Origin of the sequence: Streptomyces sp. NPDC052052 (genome assembly GCF_040680455.1) — a bacterium.
Lineage (GTDB): Bacteria > Actinomycetota > Actinomycetes > Streptomycetales > Streptomycetaceae > Streptomyces.
This window is the reverse complement of record NZ_JBFAWU010000008.1, coordinates 219,847-238,822: the sequence shown is the minus strand read 5'-3', so window position 1 is coordinate 238,822 and position 18,976 is coordinate 219,847. Positions and strand designations below refer to the sequence as shown.

Annotated in this window: 15 protein-coding genes; 6 read left to right on the top strand and 9 right to left on the bottom strand. The window is 71.5% G+C overall.

Translation table 11 applies throughout. The annotated features are described in order from the left end of the window. The first annotated feature begins 164 nt into the window (after positions 1-164). Positions 165-1,298 carry a PLP-dependent cysteine synthase family protein gene (locus AB0L71_RS12565; RefSeq protein WP_365241470.1) on the top strand — a complete coding sequence of 378 codons (1,134 nt, stop codon included), beginning with the start codon at positions 165-167 and terminating at the stop codon, positions 1,296-1,298. 38 nt (positions 1,299-1,336) lie between these two features. Here the strand turns inward: AB0L71_RS12565 and AB0L71_RS12560 are convergent, their stop codons facing one another. From AB0L71_RS12560 to AB0L71_RS12545, 4 genes are all read right to left on the bottom strand, one after another. After that, the gene (locus AB0L71_RS12560; protein WP_365241468.1) at positions 1,337-1,816 is read right to left on the bottom strand and encodes an SRPBCC family protein; all 480 of its coding nucleotides are present in this window, start codon (positions 1,814-1,816) and stop codon (positions 1,337-1,339) included. A gap of 243 nt (positions 1,817-2,059) precedes the next feature. Continuing rightward, positions 2,060-3,571: an SDR family oxidoreductase gene (locus AB0L71_RS12555; protein ID WP_365241465.1), complete on the bottom strand. Its 1,512-nt coding sequence runs from the start codon at positions 3,569-3,571 to the stop codon at positions 2,060-2,062. 117 nt (positions 3,572-3,688) lie between these two features. Next, complete coding sequence (locus AB0L71_RS12550) at positions 3,689-4,141, bottom strand: SRPBCC family protein (RefSeq protein WP_365241462.1); 453 nt, start codon at positions 4,139-4,141, stop codon at positions 3,689-3,691. Between the two features lie 77 nt (positions 4,142-4,218). Next, positions 4,219-5,052, bottom strand: a complete 834-nt coding sequence (locus AB0L71_RS12545) for a DeoR/GlpR family DNA-binding transcription regulator (protein ID WP_365241460.1) — start codon at positions 5,050-5,052, stop codon at positions 4,219-4,221. 183 nt (positions 5,053-5,235) lie between these two features. Here AB0L71_RS12545 and AB0L71_RS12540 point away from each other — a divergent pair, with 183 nt between their 5' ends. Next, positions 5,236-7,686: a hypothetical protein gene (locus AB0L71_RS12540; protein ID WP_365241457.1), complete on the top strand. Its 2,451-nt coding sequence runs from the start codon at positions 5,236-5,238 to the stop codon at positions 7,684-7,686. Here AB0L71_RS12540 and AB0L71_RS12535 read toward each other — a convergent pair. The 3 genes from AB0L71_RS12535 to AB0L71_RS12525 form a co-directional block, all read right to left on the bottom strand. Continuing rightward, positions 7,656-10,082: a right-handed parallel beta-helix repeat-containing protein gene (locus AB0L71_RS12535; protein ID WP_365241455.1), complete on the bottom strand. Its 2,427-nt coding sequence runs from the start codon at positions 10,080-10,082 to the stop codon at positions 7,656-7,658. The genes AB0L71_RS12540 and AB0L71_RS12535 overlap by 31 nt on opposite strands. A gap of 152 nt (positions 10,083-10,234) precedes the next feature. Next, entirely contained in the window at positions 10,235-10,843 is a 609-nt protein-coding gene (locus AB0L71_RS12530; protein WP_365241452.1) for a hypothetical protein, read from the bottom strand. A gap of 217 nt (positions 10,844-11,060) precedes the next feature. Continuing rightward, positions 11,061-11,540, bottom strand: a complete 480-nt coding sequence (locus tag AB0L71_RS12525; protein WP_365241450.1) for a DUF6643 family protein — start codon at positions 11,538-11,540, stop codon at positions 11,061-11,063. A 389-nt stretch (positions 11,541-11,929) separates the two neighbouring features. Between AB0L71_RS12525 and AB0L71_RS12520 the strand changes: the two genes are divergently transcribed. Next, the gene (locus AB0L71_RS12520) at positions 11,930-13,258 is read left to right on the top strand and encodes a TerD family protein (RefSeq protein ID WP_365241447.1); all 1,329 of its coding nucleotides are present in this window, start codon (positions 11,930-11,932) and stop codon (positions 13,256-13,258) included. A 51-nt stretch (positions 13,259-13,309) separates the two neighbouring features. On the opposite strand, the gene AB0L71_RS12515 is transcribed toward AB0L71_RS12520, so the two are convergent. After that, positions 13,310-14,488 (bottom strand): glycosyltransferase, encoded by a 1,179-nt coding sequence (locus AB0L71_RS12515; RefSeq protein ID WP_365241444.1) that lies wholly within the window; start codon positions 14,486-14,488, stop codon positions 13,310-13,312. A 58-nt stretch (positions 14,489-14,546) separates the two neighbouring features. Here AB0L71_RS12515 and AB0L71_RS12510 point away from each other — a divergent pair, with 58 nt between their 5' ends. Together AB0L71_RS12510 and AB0L71_RS12505 are read left to right on the top strand one after the other, a co-directional pair. Then, complete coding sequence (locus tag AB0L71_RS12510; RefSeq protein WP_365241441.1) at positions 14,547-15,332, top strand: aspartate/glutamate racemase family protein; 786 nt, start codon at positions 14,547-14,549, stop codon at positions 15,330-15,332. 60 nt (positions 15,333-15,392) lie between these two features. Further along, a complete protein-coding gene (locus AB0L71_RS12505) occupies positions 15,393-15,956 on the top strand; it encodes a hypothetical protein (RefSeq protein ID WP_365241438.1) in 564 nt (187 codons plus the stop codon). Between the two features lie 51 nt (positions 15,957-16,007). On the opposite strand, the gene AB0L71_RS12500 is transcribed toward AB0L71_RS12505, so the two are convergent. Then, positions 16,008-17,159 carry an O-antigen ligase family protein gene (locus tag AB0L71_RS12500; RefSeq protein ID WP_365241435.1) on the bottom strand — a complete coding sequence of 384 codons (1,152 nt, stop codon included), beginning with the start codon at positions 17,157-17,159 and terminating at the stop codon, positions 16,008-16,010. A gap of 311 nt (positions 17,160-17,470) precedes the next feature. Between AB0L71_RS12500 and lnt the strand changes: the two genes are divergently transcribed. Further along, the gene (lnt, locus tag AB0L71_RS12495; RefSeq protein ID WP_365241540.1) at positions 17,471-18,952 is read left to right on the top strand and encodes an apolipoprotein N-acyltransferase; all 1,482 of its coding nucleotides are present in this window, start codon (positions 17,471-17,473) and stop codon (positions 18,950-18,952) included. Positions 18,953-18,976 lie beyond the last annotated feature (24 nt).

Below are 18,976 nucleotides of genomic sequence, written 5' to 3'. Positions count from 1 at the left end.
CCAGGCCTCGTCCGGGCGGAACATCTCCTCTTCACGGTGCCGGGACGCCGGTGTTCCGCCCGGCGGCACCAAGGCTGGGCTATGGAACATCAAAGTGATCGTTTCTGCAGGTGGGGGGAATATCGTGGGGAGGGAGAAGCCGGTGACACGAGAGGAACGCGCCGATGGGCATCGATGAGCACGGACATGTCGGCCGGGCCGTGGCGACCGGCGACGTCGACCGCTCGGACCCCGGGTACCGGGCCTGGCTCAAGGAAGCCGTACGCAAGGTCCAGGCCGACGCCAACCGTTCCGCCGACACCCATCTGCTGCGCTTCCCGCTGCCCGAGACCTGGGGCATCGACCTCTACCTCAAGGACGAGTCGACGCATCCCACCGGCAGTCTCAAGCACCGGCTGGCGCGTTCTCTCTTCCTCTATGGGCTCTGCAACGGCTGGATCCGTCCGGGCAAGCCGGTGATCGAGGCGTCCAGTGGTTCGACGGCCGTCTCGGAGGCGTACTTCGCCAAGCTGATCGGCGTGCCGTTCATTGCCGTGATGCCCCGTACCACCAGCTCCGAGAAGTGCCGACTGATCGAGTTCCACGGCGGGCGATGTCATTTCGTCGATGACTCACGGAAGTTGTACGAGGAGTCCGCCACGCTGGCCGCCGAAACCGGTGGCCACTACATGGACCAGTTCACCTACGCCGAGCGGGCCACCGACTGGCGCGGCAACAACAACATCGCCGAGTCGATCTACCAGCAGCTGAGACTGGAGCGCTATCCGGAGCCGACGTGGATCGTCGCCACGGCCGGAACCGGCGGCACCTCGGCGACCATCGCCCGCTATGTGCACTACATGCAGTTCGACACCCGGATCTGTGTGCCCGACCCCGAGAACTCCTGCTTCTTCGACGGCTGGACCCAGCACAACCCTCTGGCCACCAGTGACCGCGGCTCACGGATCGAGGGCATCGGCAGGCCCCGGATGGAGCCGAGCTTCGTACCGGGAGCCATCGACCGGATGATGAAGGTGCCGGATGCGGCCAGTGTCGCGGCCGTGCGCGCCCTGGAGAAGGCCATAGGCAGGAGGACGGGCGGATCCACGGGGACCGGGCTGTGGAGCGCGTTCAAACTGGTCGCCGAGATGCTCGAACAGGGCAGTACCGGCAGCGTCGTCACCCTGATCTGCGATCCCGGTGACCGCTACCTCGACAAGTACTACTCCGACAGCTGGCTGGAGGAACAGGGTCTGCACATCGCCCCGTACGAGGAAGCCATCACGTCCTTCCTCAACGACGGCAACTGGCCCGGATAGCACGGACGGAAAGCCGCGGTACCGGGCCGTGGTCGCTGTCAGCCGGCGGGCTCGGTCAGTCGCCCGTCGAGCGTGCGCACCGCGTCCCGGAACGCCCGGCCCACCCCTGACCGGCCCAGGCGCAGCGCGATCCGGAACGGTGCGGAACCATCCGCGGCGAACGTCCACCGCACCCGTGTCCCGGTCCCGGCCGGAGTGAGCCACCACTCCTCCAACAGGGCCCGCAGACCAGGGGCGTTCGATTCGTCGACCCGGTAGGCGTAGCGTTCGGCGACCTCCGCCGCCACGATCGTCTCGCGGAACACCGTCCCGCCCCTGAGCCGGACTTCACGACCCGCGCCGTCCTCGGTGGGGCGGGCCGCCGTCACCGAGGTGAACCACGTCGGCCAGCCCGTCACGTCTTCGGCGAGGGCGCGGTAGACCGCTTCGGGAGGGGCGGACAGCTCGGCGGCGAAGACCAGCCGCAAGGGTGCGGTCTCGGTGAAGTCGAGTCCCACGGAACGGAGTCGGCGTGCCACGCTACGCACCTCCCGTGCGGTCTGCGGCGGACGGAGTCGTCGCGCACACCATAGCTGTCAATCCGTCATATGTACCAGCACGCAGGGCAGTTATGCATTTCTGCCCGAAAAGGGGGTCTTGCGCATCGACATCGACGGATTCAAGTGCTGTTGCTCCTGGCGGAGTTCACTTGCCCTTCCGGGTAGGCGCACCGGCCTTCCCTGCCGGACCGGGGTATCGGGCACCCCGGTCCGGCAGGGACGTCAGGTGGCACGTCGCGGCGGGACCGCATGCGCCGCCGCGGTGATGTTGCGGGCCATTCCACCGAACACGACTGAATGGAAGGGCCATACGCTCCACCAGTACGCGTGACCGAGAAGCCCGTGCGGGTGGAACAGGGCCCGCTGCCGATAGACCGTCATCCCCTGTTCGTCCCGGTCCACCGAGAGTTCGAGCCAGGCCAGTCCCGGCAGCCGCATCTCTGCGCGCAGCCGCAGGAGTTCACCCGGGACGATCTCCTCCACGCGCCAGAAGTCCAGCGAATCGCCCACCCGAAGCCGTTGTGCGTCCCGGCGTCCACGCCTCAGCCCGACGCCCCCGACGATCCGGTCGAGCCAGCCGCGCACGGCCCAGGCGAGGGGGAAGGAGTACCAGCCGTTCTCGCCGCCGATGCCCTCGATGACCCGCCACAGTGCTTCCGGGGCGACCGGCACCGTTCGTTCGCGTTCGTCGATGCGGAGGCTGCCGCCGGCCCAGTCGGGGTCCGTGGGCAACGGGTCGCTGGGCGCGCCGGGCACCGCGGCGGACGACCAGCGGGTGTCGACGCGGGCCTCCTTGATCCGCTGGAGCGCCAGCCGTAGTGCCTCTTCGAAGGCGATGGGGCCGCCCGGCGGATCGGGGACGTACTCGGCGATGTCGCGCTCGCGGCAGACCACTTCGTGGCGCAGCGACTCGGCCAGCGGACGGGCGATCGACGGGGGTACCGGTGTCACCAGGCCGATCCAGAGACTGGACAGTCCCGGAGTGAGGACAGGAACCGGAAGGATCACCCGCCGCGGCAGTCCGGCGACCTCGGCGTACCGCCGCATCATGTCCCGGTACGTCATCACGTCCGGGCCGCCGATGTCGAACGTACGGTTCACCTCGGGCGGCAGCCCGGCACAGCCGACGAGATACCGCACCACGTCCCGCACCGCGATCGGCTGGATCGAGGTCCGGACCCAGCTCGGGGTGACCATCACCGGCAGTCGCTCGGTGAGATGACGCAGGATCTCGAACGAGGCCGAGCCCGATCCGATGACCACCGCGGCCCGCAACGCGGCCGTCGGAACCCCGGAGTCCAGCAGAATGCGCCCCACCTCGGCCCGGGAACGCAGATGCGGCGAGAGTTCCCGCTCGGGCACCCCGGCCGGCGTGAGCCCGCCGAGGTACACGATCCGGCCGACTCCGGCGGCCCGTGCCTGCTCCCCGAAGATCCGGGCCGCCTGGCGGTCCCTCTCCTCGAAGTCCGGTCCGGAACCGAGCGCATGCACCAGGTAGTACGCCACGTCCACGTCCCGCATCGCCGCCCGCACCGAAGCGGCGTCACGGACATCGCCCTCCACCACCTCGACCCGATCCGCCCACGGGTGGTCCCGCAGCTTCCGCGGGGTCCGCGCCAGTGCGCGCACCCGGAACCCCGTGTCGAGGAGCGCGGGCACCAGTCTGCCTCCGATGTACCCGGAGGCACCGGTCACCAGACAGCGCAGCTGCGTACCACCGTGCACGTCGGTCATCCGCCGAGTCTCGCACCGCAGCGCCGTGCGGCGCCGAGCGGACGTACTGCGAACGGCGGCACACGGGCCGCGCCGGACGTCCACCCGCACCCGCCCCACCGGCCCGGCCGGGCCCCGCTACGGGCAGGGCCGCGCAGGGCCGCCCAGCATGCCGTCGAGAACCCGGCCGAAGACCCGGCGGCCCGGCCCGGCGATGAGCGGGTCGGCCCACTGCGGAAGCAGCCGGACGGTCAGCTCCTCCACCCACACCACATGGGATCCGGAATCCGTCGGATGCACGCTGATCGACGCCCCGCCCCGGATCAGCGAACCGCGCTTCTCCAGTCGGCACAGCCCCGCCCGCCCGGCCGTGGGCGGCGTCCAGCGCACCACCTGCATCGGATCGTCGAAGCCCAGCGGACCCACTCCGGTACGCGCCACGAACACGCTTCCGATCCGGGTCGGCGGCCCGGAAGAAGTGGTGATCACGGTCAGCGGCACATACGCGGCATGCCGCTCCCAGTCCGTGACCCGGCGCCATGACTCGGCTGCGGGGAGCGGCGTGGATCGCTCGATCCGGAAGACGGCCACACCAAGATCCTAGGGTCTCTCGGCCGGCTCGGGCTGGGCTCGCGCGCTCCGCTCCCCGCGCCGGACCGGCGGACGGCTCAGGTCTCCGCCGCGTTGCGGCCGGCCACCAGCAGACCCGGCAGATGCTCCGCTATCTCCTGGTGGGTGGCGTCCGACAGGCCCGCATCCGTGACGAAGGTGTCCACCTGTTCCAGCGTCGCGAAGGAGCTCAGGCCCACCTTGCCCCACTTGGTGTGGTCGGCGACCACCACCACGCGTCGCGCCGACTGGACGAAACGGCGGTTGGTCTCGGCCTCCGCCAGATTCGGTGTCGACAGTCCGGCTTCCACCGAGATTCCGTGCACCCCGAGGAACAGCACGTCGAAGTGGAGTGAGGCGATCGCCTGGTCCGCGACCGGGCCTACCAGTGAGTCCGACGGAGTACGTACCCCGCCGGTGAGCACCACCGTGGCGGCCCCGGCGCGCGTGCCGCCCGCAGCCGGTGACGGCTGTCCGGAGTGGAACACATCGGCGACCCGCACCGAATTGGTCACCACGGTCAGGTCCGGCACGTCCAGCAGGTGCTGAGCGAGCGCGTACGTCGTGGTGCCGCCCGAGAGCGCAATGGCGCTGCCCGGGGCGACCATGACCGCGGCCGCCCGCGCGATGTCCTCCTTGGCGGTCAGCTCCAGGGCCGACTTGATCTCGAAACCGGGCTCGTGCGTACTGGCCTCCACGACGGGAACGGCCCCGCCGTGCACCTTCTCGATCACACCCTGGCGCGCCAGCGCGTCCAGATCCCGGCGGACGGTCATGTCGGAGACGCCGAGCTTGCGGGTGAGCTCATTGACCCGGACCCCGCCACGCCTGCGCACCTCGTCGAGGATCAGGGCGCGCCGCTGCTCCGCGAGCAGGTTCTGATTCTCGCTCAACGCCCCTACGGCCCCTTCCGCTGCCTGGCACCTTCTCTTCGACGCTGTCATCCTGCCACGCGGTGTCGGCGGCCGTTGCACTGGGGAGATTCCGTGAGAGCGGTACGTGCACCGGTCTCCGTCCGGGATTCTTGTGACGGTGCATCAGCACTCCTCCCGCGATCGAGAGAGCGAGTCACGTCAGTGCCACCTGCCACCCAGGGTCCGCAGAGTCCGGGGCCCGCGCTGGAGCTCCTCGTCCACGGTGTGGGCGGAGCGACCCCCCAGGACATGCTCGACGATCCGTGTCCGGTCCGGGTGACCGGCGACGCAACCGCCGCCGTCTACCGCCGCGCCGTGGACATGGACGCCGAACAGCGCCCGGAGCGGCACGGTGACCGGCCCATCGCCGAGGCCTACTGCTGGTCCAACCTCACCTCCGGCAACGGATCCCGGGCGCTGTGGCTGCTGCTCCTGCCGTTCATGGTGGTCAACCTCGCCCACTGGATGCGCCCCACCGCCCGGAGCCGTACCCGCGCGGTGCGTCTGTACGGCGTGCTCGTCCGGCTCGTCGCACTCAGCCTCACGGTGCTGCTGACCGCGGCCGCCTGCGAGGTCGCACTCGATCTGGCCGCCTGGCAGTGCGCCGGTGTGCCGGACTGCTCGAACCGGCGCTCCTGGCTCGGTTTCCTGTCGACGGACCAGGGCGGCTGGTGGTCCCAGCCGGGCCGGAGGCTCGCCTTCGCCGCCGTGGTGCCCACCGCCCTGGTGGGCCTGCTCTGGTTCCTGTCCAACCGGACATGGAGCGCGTACGAATCACAGCGCCCGCTCACCTGGGACGAGCCGGACGACTCCGGCCCCGGCCCCGCACACGACCCCGGGACCTCCGGCGCCTCCGCCGGTGGCCGCCCGGCCCTCGGAAGGCCCGGTTTCTGGTACGGGCGCCGCCTCGTCGCACGCCTGCGCGCCGTCCACACCGCGGCCGGATTTCTCACCGTCGCCGCCTGGGTCGCGGGCGCCGCGGCCCGCCACGACCGTGCGGCCGGCGGACCCGTGCCCGCGATCCTCGGCCGGCTGATCGAGGCGGCGCTCGTCCTGGGTGCGCTCGTCGTGCTCTGGGCCGTCTGCCGGCGCGGCCGCAGCGAGAGGCGTCTCGACAGCCGGCTCGACCGCACCCTGATCACCTGGCTTCCGGGCGCGGCGCTGGCCCTGCTCGTCCTCTCCTCCGTGTTCGCGGCCTGGTCGCGTCCCGCCTGGGTCTCGGCGGGTGCCCTGTCCGGTGACATCACCTTCAGCGTCCTCACGCTCGGCCAGGCGGTGCTCGTGGTCGCCCTCGTCGGGGTGGCGCTGGGCCTGTACCGGCGGACCCCCGAACCCCGCACCGTCATGGGCGGACTCGGCGGGCCCGCCGTCGCCATGCTCGCCTGTGCGCTCGGCGGTCTCATGACCGGCGGGGTCGCCCAGCGCGTCGCCGACTGGCTCGACGGCCCCGGCACCCCGGGCATGGGGCGAAGCCCCGTCATCGAGGGACCGCCGGTGCTGCTGAGCTGGCAGGCATCGGTCATCCCGGTGCTCCTGGTGCTGCTGACGGTCCCCGCCGCCCTGCTGCTCCTGCGCACCTGGCTCGCCGCTCGCGCCCTGGAACCCGAGATCGACGGGGAGTATGCAGGAGCACGGCCGGATCCCGTCCGGACCCGGCAGATCGCCCGGATCCGGGCCACGGCAGCGCTCACCGACTCCGCACCCTGGATCCTCGGGCCGGTCGCGGGCGCCTCGCTGCTGCTCGGTGCGGCGGCGGTCGGCGGGGCCTGGGCGAGCGGTGAGGTGCCGGGCCTTGCGATGGAGGGAAGCGGCCCCTTCGTCGAGTCCGTGGCCGAAACGGCGCAGGCGACCGGATCCTGGCTGATCGGACTCGGCTTCCTGCTCTTCGTGACCTGGGGACGCCGCGCCTACCGCGACGCCTCGGCCCGGCGCACCATCGGCATCCTCTGGGACGTCGGTACGTTCTGGCCGCGTGCCGCCCACCCCTTCGCCCCGCCCTGCTACGCCGAGCGTGCCGTCCCCGATCTCGCGTCCCGGATGTCCGGGTGGACCGCAAGGACACGGGGCCGGCTCGTCATCTCCGGCCACTCCCAGGGCAGCGTCCTCGCGGCGTCCGCGGTCTGGCAGCTGCCCGCCGGGGCCCGGAGCCGGGTCGCGCTGCTCACCTACGGGTCGCCCATCGAGCGGCTGTACGCGCGGTGGTTCCCTGCCTACTTCGGCCCCGGACCGTTGGCCGAACTGCACCGCACCGTGCACTGCTGGCGCAACCTCTGGCGGGCCACCGACCCGATCGGTGGACGGGTCCGGCTCGACGAGGGTCCGGGGCCCGAGGTGGACCGAGGACCGCTGAAGGACCCCCTGGTCTACGGACGCACCCCCGAGCACCCCCTGCTCGAACCCGTACGGGGGCACTCGGACTACCAGGCCGACCCGGTCTTCGCCCAGGAGCGGGCCGCACTGCTGGAGCGGCTGACACCCGTACTGCCGCGCCAGGCCGACGGGGCAGGAGCCGGGGGGACCCCGAAGGCCCCCGGCAGGACGGGCGGAATCCGGCCGACCGGAGGCCATCCCACAGGCTCTCCTCAGGGGAGCTCCGGCAGATCCTCCGGGTAGAGGAGTGTGAGGTCGTCCGTGCTCGGCGCGGTGAGCTGGGCGACCCGGCCCGCATGTTGCTCCACCATCGACTCGAAGGTCTGCCGGGCGGTGCGCCCGTTACCGAAGGCAGGGCCCTTGGGTAGCTCCGTGAAGTACTTCAGCAGTGCTTCCCCGGTACCGGAGGACAGGCTGTACTCGTGCTCCTCGGCCTGCTGCTCGACGATGTGCAGCAGCTCGGCGGGCTCGTAGTCGCTGAAGGTGATGGTGCGTGAGAAACGGGACGCGACACCGGGGTTGACGGTGAGGAACCGCTCCATCTCGCGGGTGTACCCGGCGACGATGACCACCACCGCGTCCCGGTGGTCCTCCATCAGCTTCACCAGTGTGTCGATGGCCTCCCGGCCGAAGTCGCGGCCGGAGTCCTCGGGCGACAGGGCGTAGGCCTCGTCCACGAACAGCACCCCGCCGCGCGCCCGGTCGAAGGCTTCCTGGGTGCGGATGGCGGTCGAGCCGATGTGCTCGCCGACCAGATCGACCCGGGACACCTCGACCAGATGCCCCCGCTCCAGCACCCCGAGCGCGGCGAGGATCTCGCCGTAGAGCCGGGCCACGGTGGTCTTGCCGGTGCCGGGCGAGCCGGTGAAGACGAGATGGCGCCGGACGGACGCGGCCTTGAGCCCGGCCTGCTGACGGCGGCGGCCGACCTCGATCATATCGGTCAGGGCCCGCACCTCACGCTTGACGCTGTCCAGACCCACCAGCGCGTCCAGCTCCGCGAGAACGGCGTCCGAGGTGCGAACCGGTGCGGCGGCGGGCACCTGGGCGGGCGCGGGCTCCATGGCGCGGGGCGCGGGCACCGTGCCGAGCAGCCCGGGCGACGACTGGGTCGCCGTCAGCACCGCCGGGGCCGGGGGAGCGGGGGTGCGCAGTGCGCTCTCGTCGCTCGTGCAGTCCTCCACGACGGGGCCGGCACCCTCACCGCTGCCCCCTTCGGCGAACTCGTATCCGCCGCGGGCGCACCGCTCGGTGCGACAACGGGTCAGCGTCGTACGGCAGCCGTCCATCACATGGAAGCCGTAGCCCTCGCTTCCGGTGACCCGGCAGCTGTGGAAGGTGCCGCGCCCCTCGGCGGAGACATAGAAGCCGGCCTCGGCCGGCGAGGTGACCGTGCAGCGCTCGATCGTCGGGTCGGCGCCCTTGGTGACGATCACTCCGGTCTGTGCCGCGTCGACGGTGCAGTTGTTCAGGGTGCCGCCGCTGCCGTGGTCGCGGAACCAGGCACCCGTGGACACCTCCCGGATACGGCAGTCGTCGAGCTGTGCGGTCGCCCCGTCACTCACCGACACCGCGGTGTTGCGGACCTGGGTGAGGTCGCTGTCGACCACATCGGCGCGCGACCCCCGGTCGAGCACGAAGATGGCGTCCGGTACGTCGTGGACCCGGCTGGAGTCCAGTATCACGGTCGCCCCGTCACTGACCCAGACCGCCGGGTAGTCGCCCGTACTGTCGTGGATCTCGCACTGGTTGGCGTCGACACGGGTGCCGGGGTCCCAGACCGACAGCCCGTTGCGGCCGAACCGGTGCACCGTGGAGCGGGTCAGGGTGAGGACCGAACGGGAACGCAGATCGACCGCGTTCTCCGGGATGTCGTGGATGTCGCAGTCGGCGAGCGTCAGGACGGCGTCGGTGTCGAGTGTGATCCCGTCCGCCGAAGTGCGGTGAACCGTGCAGTCGGTGAGGCTGGCGGCCGCTCGGGCGGTCACCTGCAGGCCGCTTCCCTTGACCTCGTACACCTCGCAGCCGACGGCCTCCAGACCGCTGCCGTCGCCGGCGACGAGCAGCCCCGCCCCGGACGCGTGGTGGATCCGGCAGTGTTCCAGCCGAGGGTGTGCGCCGTTGCGTACGGAGACGCCGGACTGGCCGGCCGAGACGACCTCGCACTGCTCGAACGCGCCGCCGGCGCCGTCGAGCACGGCGATGCCGACCCCGGCAGGATTGTCGACCGTGCAGCGGCGCACGGTCGGCCGTGCAGTGCCACGCACCTCTATGCCCGCGGCCGACCGTGTGACGATCCGCAGATCGGCGAGGTCCGGCGCACCGTCCTCGACGAGCAGCGCCGGGGCGGTCGAGTCCTGCCCCTCGACATGGAGGTCCGAGACGACGGCGGAGGCGCGGACGGTCAGTGGCACACCGTCGACCGGGGCGATGCGCACGGAACCGGACGAACCCTCGGGGCCGCGCAGCGTGACCGCGCGGTCCAGGACCAGATTCTCCCGGTAGGTGCCCGGCGCGACCGTGAGGACATCCCCTTCGGCTGCGGCCTCCAGGGCTGCGGTGAGGGAGGCATATTCACCTGTGCGGCGCCGCCACCGCGATGTGCCGGTGTGTGTCACCTGGACCGTGCCCTGTGCCATGGTGCTGTTGCGCCCCCACCTCGTGCGTGTGTGATGCCCGTGTCACCGGCCTCAGGGCAGCGGTGAACCCGGACCTGCCTGCCGAGGAAGCCGGGCGAGCGGGTCCACCGTAGCGCGCGCGGCGGGCGGGAGTTGACCCGATCCGCTGCTGATCAGCTGCCGGTCCCGGTCCTGCCCCAGTCCGGACCGGTCCTCGCCCAGGCACGGTCGATCCGGATGTGCCGTCCCCGGATCATGCGCCGGACGATCAGGCGCCTGGCGCCCTCGACCACGCCGACGGCGACGAGCGTCGCCTCGAGCCCGGCCAGTGCCGCGTGCGTACGAGCGGTCGAGGCGTCCATGGGGCGCGGCACGGGGCGACCGTCGCGGTCGGTCCAGATCTCCACCTCCGCCCCGGGGCCCGCCCGGTGGGAGGAGATGGTCACCGTACCGCGGCGGCCCGTGCCGTCCGGTGCCTTCCAACGCGCCAACACCGAGGTGTGCGCGGGGCGTTCGGAGGAAACCTCGGAGTCGACGACGAGAGGGCGCACCTCCAGTGTCCGGCGCACCACGACGGCGGTCGTGGCGTGCCGCTCGGCCTGCTGGGCCCGCACCGTTTCCTGCAGGGCGTCATCGGTGAGCGAACCGCACCCCCAGCCCACCGCCGGCGCCCCCAGCACCATGAGAAGCAGCGCGACAAGAGCCACCCACGCCTCGTGCCGGTCGGTGGCGCGGCACAGCGGATTGTGCCTCCAGCGCCATACTCCCGTGACCGCCCGCACTGTCCCCTACCCCCCTTCCGTATCCATCTTGACCCGATACGGCATGCTTCGCCCCCCCCTGCGCCGACACTGCGAGAGCAATCTCACCAGGGTCGACGTATGGGCCAGCCCCGGAGTTCCCCTGCTCCGCAGGCCGGCTGACGAGTCGTCCGGGGCGCGTGGCCGAGGGGGTTGCACGGCCGGCACAGGGATGCCGAGGCCGTGTGAAAACCTCGGCTCAGTACCCCCGGCCCTGGTACGGGCGGTTGTACGGGTCCTCATAGGGCGAGGGTGAGGGTGCGGGGCGGGGCGACGCCGGACGCATCGCCTCGTAACCGGTCCCCGGCGCCGGCCGCTGCGGCGCGTGGGGCGCCTGGTATCCACCGCGGACCCCGGTCGGCTGCTGCGGAATGTACGGCGTCGGAGCGTGCTGGAACTGGGCGGGCTGCATGGGTGCGTAACCCTGCTGGGCCGGCTGCGGGTAGCCGTACGACGGAGCGGGCTGGGAAGGGACCGCGGGAAGAGCCGGCAACGCCGCGGGGAGGGCGGGCAGATGACTGCTGCCGCTGCCGCTGCCGGTGTCATAGGCACTAGGCACTCGGATCGGTGAGATCTGAGGAGTGCCCCGCTCCGCGACCAGGGAGTCGTAGATCGGAGTGTCGGAGAACGACGCCGCGGCGTAGTAGCCGCCGCCGTAGGTGGAGCGGGGGGAGGTCATGGCACATAAGTTACGCCCACGATGTGCCGGTTGGGGAGCCCCAATCTTATGCTCATCCGATTTACGCTGGTTCTGTCAGCCTGACCTGACAAAACATCGCCAAAGCTTCCGTCGAAAGCAGGGCTTTTCCGGTGGAGGGTCTCACAGCTGACGCGAAGCCAGTGCCGCGACGGGGCAAACGTTGCCTGTTGCGGCACTAGGGACGGGCTGCGAAGACCGACATCCGCGTGGGACCTGCCAGGGCCGATGCAGAAGCGTGGGCCGCACCGGAGCGCCGTGGGATCCGAGGGTGTTGCCGACGGATCGCCGACCGGTGCCCGCTCGGTTGTGGGCCCCGGGAGGGGCGGAGGAATAGGTTGGTGAGTAAAGCTTTCGGACAGTCGGACGCGATGGGGGAGAGCAGAACGATGCTCAAAGGATCCAATGTTCCGGTGACAGCCCACGCCGTGCGGGTCGAATTGGGGTGGCGGACCGCCCCGGGAATGCCGGACGTGGACGGGTCCGCGCTCCTTCTCGTGTCGGGAAAGGTGCGCAGCGACGCGGACTTCGTCTTCTACAACCAGCCCTCCCACGCATCCGGAGCGGTACGCCACGAGGGCAGGCGGAGCGTCGGCGGTGCGGTGACCGACTGCCTTGCGGTCGACCTGGCGCGCATCGAGCCGGTCATCGACCGCGTGGTCCTGGCGGCCTCCGCGGACGGTGGCACCTTCGGGCAGGTGGCGGGACTGTACGTACGAATCACGGACGCCGCGAACGGTGCGGAGATCGCGCGCTTCGACAGCTCGGACGCGACGGTCGAGAGTGCGTTCATTCTCGGGGAGCTCTACCGGCGCCAGGGCGCCTGGAAATTCCGGGCCGTCGGTCAGGGATACAGCACCGGCCTCGAAGGCCTGGCGAAGGACTTCGGTATTTCCGTCGATGAACCACAACACCGGCCTCAGCCGTATCAACAGCCCCCTTCACCTCAACCACCGCAGCCCGGTGGGGGAGTGGGCCCTCTGCCGCCACCCCCGTCGGTGCTTCCGCCCGTACCGGCCGGGGCCCCTCCGGTCCCTCCGGCGCCCCCGGTCGTCCAGCCCGTCCGGCTGTCCAAGGTGACACTCACCAAGGACGCGCCCTCGGTCTCCCTCGCGAAACAGGGAGGCACTTCGGGAGCCCTCCGCGTCAATCTCAACTGGGAGGTGCGCAAACAGTTCAAGGGCTGGGGGAGCAAACTCGGCAGAGCGGTCGCCCACCATGCGGACCTGGATCTCGATCTCTGCGCCCTCTACGAACTCACCGACGGCCGCAAGGGAGTCGTGCAGGCCCTCGGAAACGCCTTCGGCTCGCTCCGGCAGCCCCCTTATATCCATCTCGACGGGGACGACCGCACCGGCGCCGTCGCCACCGGCGAGAACCTCACCGTCAACCTCGATCAGAAGGACATGTTCCGCCGCGTCCTGATCTTCGTCACGATCTACGAGGGGGCCCGGAGTTTCGCCGATCTCCACGCGACCGTCACCCTTCAGCCCCAGAACGGTGCCCCGATCGATTTCTCGCTCGACGAATGCACCGTCCCGTCCACCATCTGCGCGCTCGCGCTTCTGACCAACAACGGGGGAGACCTCGTGGTGCAGCGCGAGGCCCGCTATCTCGTCCCCGCCCGCGGGGTGAGCCCGCAGCGCACCATCGACCAGGCCTACGGATGGGGCATGAACTGGACCCCCGGCCGTAAATGATCGCCACGGGGCCCGGTCGGCACCGCGCCCGTCGCCCCCGTCCCGGTCTGCTCAGCGGTCCGGCGCGGCCTCGGGCCGGGCGTATGTGCGCCCCTTCCAGGCCGCCCCCCGCCCCCGGTGATGCTGGACCGCCGAGTCGACCGTCATCAGCAGATACAGCACGGCCGTGAACGGCAGCAGCGGTGCCAGCCACAGCGACTGCCGGTAGTGACCGAGCATCGGCATGTACGTCACGGTCATCACCGCCCAGGCCACCCCGCCCGCCCACGCCGCCACCGGAGCACCCCCCAGCAGACCGGCGACGAGCGTGACCGGCGGGGCGAGGTACACCAGCGCCAGCCCGAGGACCGTCCCGACGAGCAGCAGCAGGTTGTGCCGCAGCTGGGCGTACGCGCTCCGCGACACCATCCGCCACAGGTCCGCCAGCCGCGGGTACGGCCGTACGCTGTCCACCCGCTCGGCCAGCCCCAGCCAGATCCGCCCGCCGCTGCGCTGGACCGCCCGCGCCAGCGACACGTCGTCGATCACCGCCTGCCGGATCGACTCGGGCACCCGTGCCCGGTCCACCGCCCAGGTCCGCAGCAGCACACATCCACCGGCCGCCGCAGCCGTCCGTGTCCCCGTCCGGTTCACCCACCGAAACGGATAGAGCTGTGAGAAGAAGTACACGAAGGCGGGGACGACCAGCCGCTCCCAGACACTCGACACCCGCAGCCGGGCCATCTGCGAGACCAGATCGAATCCGCCCGACTCGGCAGCGGCGACGAGTTCCCGCAGGCTGTCCGGCTCATGCGCGATGTCGGCGTCCGTCAGCAGCAGGTAGTCCGGCTGCGGCTGACGGGCCCTGGCCAGGGAGATCCCGTGCCGCACGGCCCAGAGCTTGCCCGTCCAGCCGGGCTCCGGCTCGCCGGGCGACACCACCGTCACCGGCAACCCCCCGGACCGTGCGGACAGGGCGCGGGCGACGTCCCCGGTGCCGTCCTCGCTGCAGTCGTCGACGACGAACACTTCCGCCGGCCCGGGATAGTCCTGTGCCAGCAGTGACGGAAGACTCACCGGAAGCATGTCCGCCTCGTCACGGGCGGGGACGACCACCGCAACGGACGGCCAGTGTTCCGGAGCCTCCCGGCGCGGCAGGCGCTGGTCGGTCCGCCAGAAGAACCCCTGTCCCAGCAGCAGCCACACCCAGGCGGCCAGTGAACCCACGGCGATCCAGGCAACAGCGTTCATTCGCCGCAGTCTGCCCCACTATGACGGAACCGCAAGGGCGGTCGACTATGGTGACTGGGTGAAGATCGCGCTCATGGACTCAGGAATCGGCCTGCTTGCGGCCGCCGCCGAAGTACGCCGGCTGAGGCCCGACGCGGATCTGGTGCTCTCCTCCGACCCCGGCAGCATGCCCTGGGGACCACGTACCCCCGAGGACGTGACGGCCCGCGCGCTGGACGTGGCCCGTGCGGCGGCGGCCCTGCGTCCCGACGCGCTGATCGTGGCCTGCAACACGGCCTCCGTGCACGCCCTGCCGACGCTCCGCGCGGAGCTGGAACCCGCTCTGCCGGTCATCGGCACCGTTCCGGCCATCAAGCCGTCCGTCGCCGCCGGCGGACCCGTCGCGATCTGGGCGACGCCTGCCACCACCGGCAGCCCGTACCAGCGGGGACTCATCCGCGAGTTCGCCGGGTCCGTCGCCGTCACCGAGATCCCCTGCCCCGGTCTGGCCGATGCCGTGGAACACGCGGACGACCAGGCGATCGACCGGGCCATCGCCGCAGCGGCCGCCCGCACCCCGCGGGATGTGCGGGCCGTGGTCCTGGGCTGCACCCATTACGAACTGGTCGCCGCACGCATCCGTGACGCCCTCCGGCAGGCCGGTCTGCCGCCGGTCGCGCTGCACGGCTCCGCCGGTGCCGTCGCCGCCCAGGCACTGCGCCGCATCGGGGCCGCCCCCGCTCCGTCGGCCGAACCGGCCACCGGTCTCACCGTGCTCCTCGGCGGGGACACCGCCGACCTGCCGCAGGCCGCTCTGGCGTACGCCGAGGGGCGCCTGCTGGGCGTCGCCAGCCCCGCCCGCTGACCCCGCCGAGAGCCTCGGACCCCATCCCCGGCGGGCGGAATGTTCAGTACGCTGCTTGACATGAGGGACCACCCCCGAAAACCGAGGCACGCCGGAGCCGACCCGCGCTCCGATGTCTGGGTCGGCAAGGCCACCAACAAGGCCCAGTGGGTGCTCGCCGCCGCAGGTGCGGCCTGTCTGGCGCTCGGTGTCCAGCTGGCCGTCACCTCCAACTGGACCTCCGGGATCGCTCCGCTGCTGATGTCCGTGATCGGCTGTGTCGCCGCCGGACTGTTCATGCTCTTCGGCACCCTGGCCTTTGTGCACGTGGCCGTCAGGGTCGACGGGGACGCCCTCGAGGTGCGCTGCGGCCACATGGGTCTGCCGCGCCGCCGGATTCTGCTCACCCATGTGGTCGGCGCGGAGTTCGTCCCCAGGGTCACCCCGCGCCAGTGGGGCGGCTGGGGCTACCGCTGGCGCCCCGGACAGGGCACGGCCGTGGTGGTCCGCAGGGGCGAGGGGCTGGTGCTGCGGCTCGGGGACGGCCGCACGTTCACCATCACGGTCGATGACGCGGAAGCGGGCGTGCGGTTCATCCGCGACCGTCTGCACCTGTCGACGAACGGCGTACGGGCCGGAGCCTGATCCGCGGGACGGTCTGCCGCCGTCCGACGCGCTGAATGTCCCGGGCCGGGCTCAGAGCAGCAGGGAGTGATCCGCCCGCAGTGTGCGGCGTACCGCGCCGGGACGGCGACGGACCGTTCCGCGGGCCCCGTCCGGACCAGGTGTCCGCGGTGGCCCGTCCGTGCTGTCCGGTCCGCCGGCCTCCGTCGAACCGTCCCCGATGGGCTGCCGGGCCGACGCCAGCCCCGCGAGCAGTCCCGCCCCCGCGGTCACCGGCGTGAAGCTGAGTGCGTTGCCGACGGCGGCCAGCACGGCGAGTGCGGTGAGCGCGGCGCCCGCCGTCAGGACGACGGCCGTGGCGCGCGGCGACCGCCACAGCACGTACATCAGCCAGCCGAAGGCCGCGCCCAGCAGCACCACCCCCACCACTCCCTGCTCGGCGGCCAGCTGCAGGGGCGCGGAGTGCGGCCTGCCGTCGGAATGAACGGTCTGCTCCACAGTCGGGCTCAGTTCGGCGAAGCGTCCGGGCCCGATACCGAGCACCGGATGGTCCCCGGCCAGCTTCAGCGCGTCCTGCCACAGCAGCACCCTGTTCGTGGTGAGCGGACCTTCCAGCGACACCATGAGGCTCTGCGGAAGAGCGTCCGCGGCGACCGCCCACGACGTGCCGACGACGAGACCGGTGGCCAGCGCGAGTCCGGCCAGGCCGAGGAAACGGTGCCGCGTCCTGGTCGCGGCCAGCGAGCACAGCAGCACCCCGAGCGCCGCGGCGAAACCGGCTGCCGAGCCCGCCGTCCACGCGGCGCAGGCGGTACCGAGCGCCAGCAGCCGCAGCGAGACCCTCAACGATGACCGGCGGGCCGCGGCTGCCCCGCAACAGGCCGCGCCCGCCGCGAGCACCAGCAACGCGGCGGCGGCACCGGAGTGACCGGGCGCCGCGTCCGCCGACGTCATGGCATCCGTCACGCCACGACGCACGAGAAGTCCCATGACGAGCGCCCCGAGGGCAACGGCCGTGGCGGCCGCCACCGGAAGCAGCGTTCCGCAGATCCGTCCGCAGGTGAAGCCCGCGGCGACGGCCAGCAACGCCAGCAGCACACCTTCCGGCCCGGACTCCCGTCCAGCGGCGGTGACCAGTGACCAGCTCGCGCAGACGGCGAGAAGCACCGCCCCCGCCGTGTCGGAAGCGTTGCCGCCATCCCGCTCCGCTGGTGCAACCGTCACGTCCGCCCCCCGACCGGTGACTGTCCCGTTCACGCCACGGCCGGATCCGGCCGATCGGTGGGGGACTGGCGGACACGGTACTGGCAGCGGCCCGGGTCCGTGCGGGAAAGCGTCCGATCGGTCCGGCGCACAGGTCCCGGCGCATGCTCGCGGCTGCCCCGTGCACCGCTGACCACCGTAGACTCCGCGGGGTGAGCGCCACCATCACCCCAGTCGATGACCCGCAGGAGTCCGCCTCCACGTCCGTGCCCGGAAAGGCGCGGAGGGCGAGGCGGCTCGTACGGCCCGCAGCCGCCCTGCTGTCCGGAGCGATGCTGTACCTGAGCTTCCCGCCCCGGCCCCTGTGGTGGCTGGTGCTGCCCGGTTTCGCCCTGCTCGGCTGGGTGCTGCACGAACGCAGGGTGCGTGCCGCGTTCGGGTTGGGCCTCCTCGCCGGACTGGGGTTCATGCTGCCGCTGCTGCACTGGACGGGCGAAGAGGTCGGTCCGCTGCCCTGGCTGGCGCTCGCCGCGGCCGAGGCACTGTTCGTCGCCGTCGGCTGCATCGGGATCGCCGCCGTCTCCCGCCTCGCCTGCTGGCCGGTGTGGGCCGCCGCGGTCTGGGTCCTCGACGAGGGGATCCGGGCCAGGATCCCCTTCGGCGGCTTCCCCTGGGGAAAGATCGCCTTCGGGCAGGCGGACGGGGTCTTCCTGCCGCTCGCCGCCGTCGGCGGCACCCCGCTGCTCTCCTTCGCCGTGGTGCTCTGCGGCTTCGGTCTCTTCGAAGCGGTGCGTCAGTTCCGGTCGTTCCGCAGCACCCGTGAGGTGCCCCGGGCCGCCGTCGCCGCAGCCGCGGCGACCGTCCTCGTACCCGTCGCCGCGGCCTGTGCCGCGCTGCCGCTCGTGGACGACTCGGCCGAGGACGGCACCGCGACCGTCGCCGCGATCCAGGGCAACGTGCCGCGGCTCGGACTCGACTTCAACTCCCAGCGCCGCGCCGTCCTCGACAACCACGCACGCCGCACCGAACAGCTCGCCCAGGAGGTGAAGGCCGGCAAGGTCCCGCAACCCGACTTCGTCCTGTGGCCGGAGAACTCCTCCGACCTCGACCCCTACCGCAACGCCGATGCCCGGATCGTGATCGACGACGCGGTGAAGGCGATCGGGGTGCCCACCGTGGTCGGTGCGGTGATCGAGCCCGACACCGGGAAGCTGCGCAACACCCTCATCCAGTGGGATCCGGAGAAGGGCCCCGTCAGTACCTACGACAAGCGCCACGTCCAGCCGTTCGGCGAGTACATCCCGATGCGTTCCTTCGTACGCCTGTTCAACTCCGACGTGGACCGTGTGCAGCGGGACTTCGGCCCCGGACGGAAGGTGGGTGTCTTCGACCTCGCGGGCACCGAGGTGGGGCTCGTGACCTGTTACGAGGCCGCGTTCGACGACGCCGTGCGGGACACGGTCGAGCACGGCAGCCAGCTCATCGCCGTACCCAGCAACAACGCCACCTTCGGCCGCAGCGAGATGACCTACCAGCAGCTGGCCATGTCCAGGGTGCGGGCGGTCGAGCACAGCAGATCCGTCGTGGTCCCGGTCACCAGCGGAGTCAGCGCGATCATCCGGCCGGACGGCACGGTCGTCCGGAAGACGAAGCTCTTCACGGCGGACGCACTGGTGGAGGAGGTGCCCCTGAGGTCCTCGCTCACGCCCGCGACCCGCATGGGGCCGCTCCCGGAGGGAGTGCTCGTGCTGATCGCCCTGGCCGGGCTCGGCTGGGTCACCGTCCGTTCGGCGCGGCAGCGGCGCAGCCGCTGATCGCCGTGCGGGCCACGTAGAGTC

Excerpts from the sequence above, each read along its gene's own strand:
- AB0L71_RS12565 (WP_365241470.1), top strand. The coding sequence starts at position 165 with ATGGGCATCGATGAGCACGGACATGTCGGCCGGGCCGTGGCGACCGGC.
- AB0L71_RS12555 (WP_365241465.1), bottom strand. The coding sequence starts at position 3,571 with ATGACCGACGTGCACGGTGGTACGCAGCTGCGCTGTCTGGTGACCGGT.
- AB0L71_RS12535 (WP_365241455.1), bottom strand. The coding sequence starts at position 10,082 with ATGGCACAGGGCACGGTCCAGGTGACACACACCGGCACATCGCGGTGG.
- AB0L71_RS12525 (WP_365241450.1), bottom strand. The coding sequence starts at position 11,540 with ATGACCTCCCCCCGCTCCACCTACGGCGGCGGCTACTACGCCGCGGCG.
- AB0L71_RS12520 (WP_365241447.1), top strand. The coding sequence starts at position 11,930 with ATGGGGGAGAGCAGAACGATGCTCAAAGGATCCAATGTTCCGGTGACA.
- AB0L71_RS12515 (WP_365241444.1), bottom strand. The coding sequence starts at position 14,488 with ATGAACGCTGTTGCCTGGATCGCCGTGGGTTCACTGGCCGCCTGGGTG.
- AB0L71_RS12505 (WP_365241438.1), top strand. The coding sequence starts at position 15,393 with ATGAGGGACCACCCCCGAAAACCGAGGCACGCCGGAGCCGACCCGCGC.
- lnt (WP_365241540.1), top strand. The coding sequence starts at position 17,471 with ATGCTGTACCTGAGCTTCCCGCCCCGGCCCCTGTGGTGGCTGGTGCTG.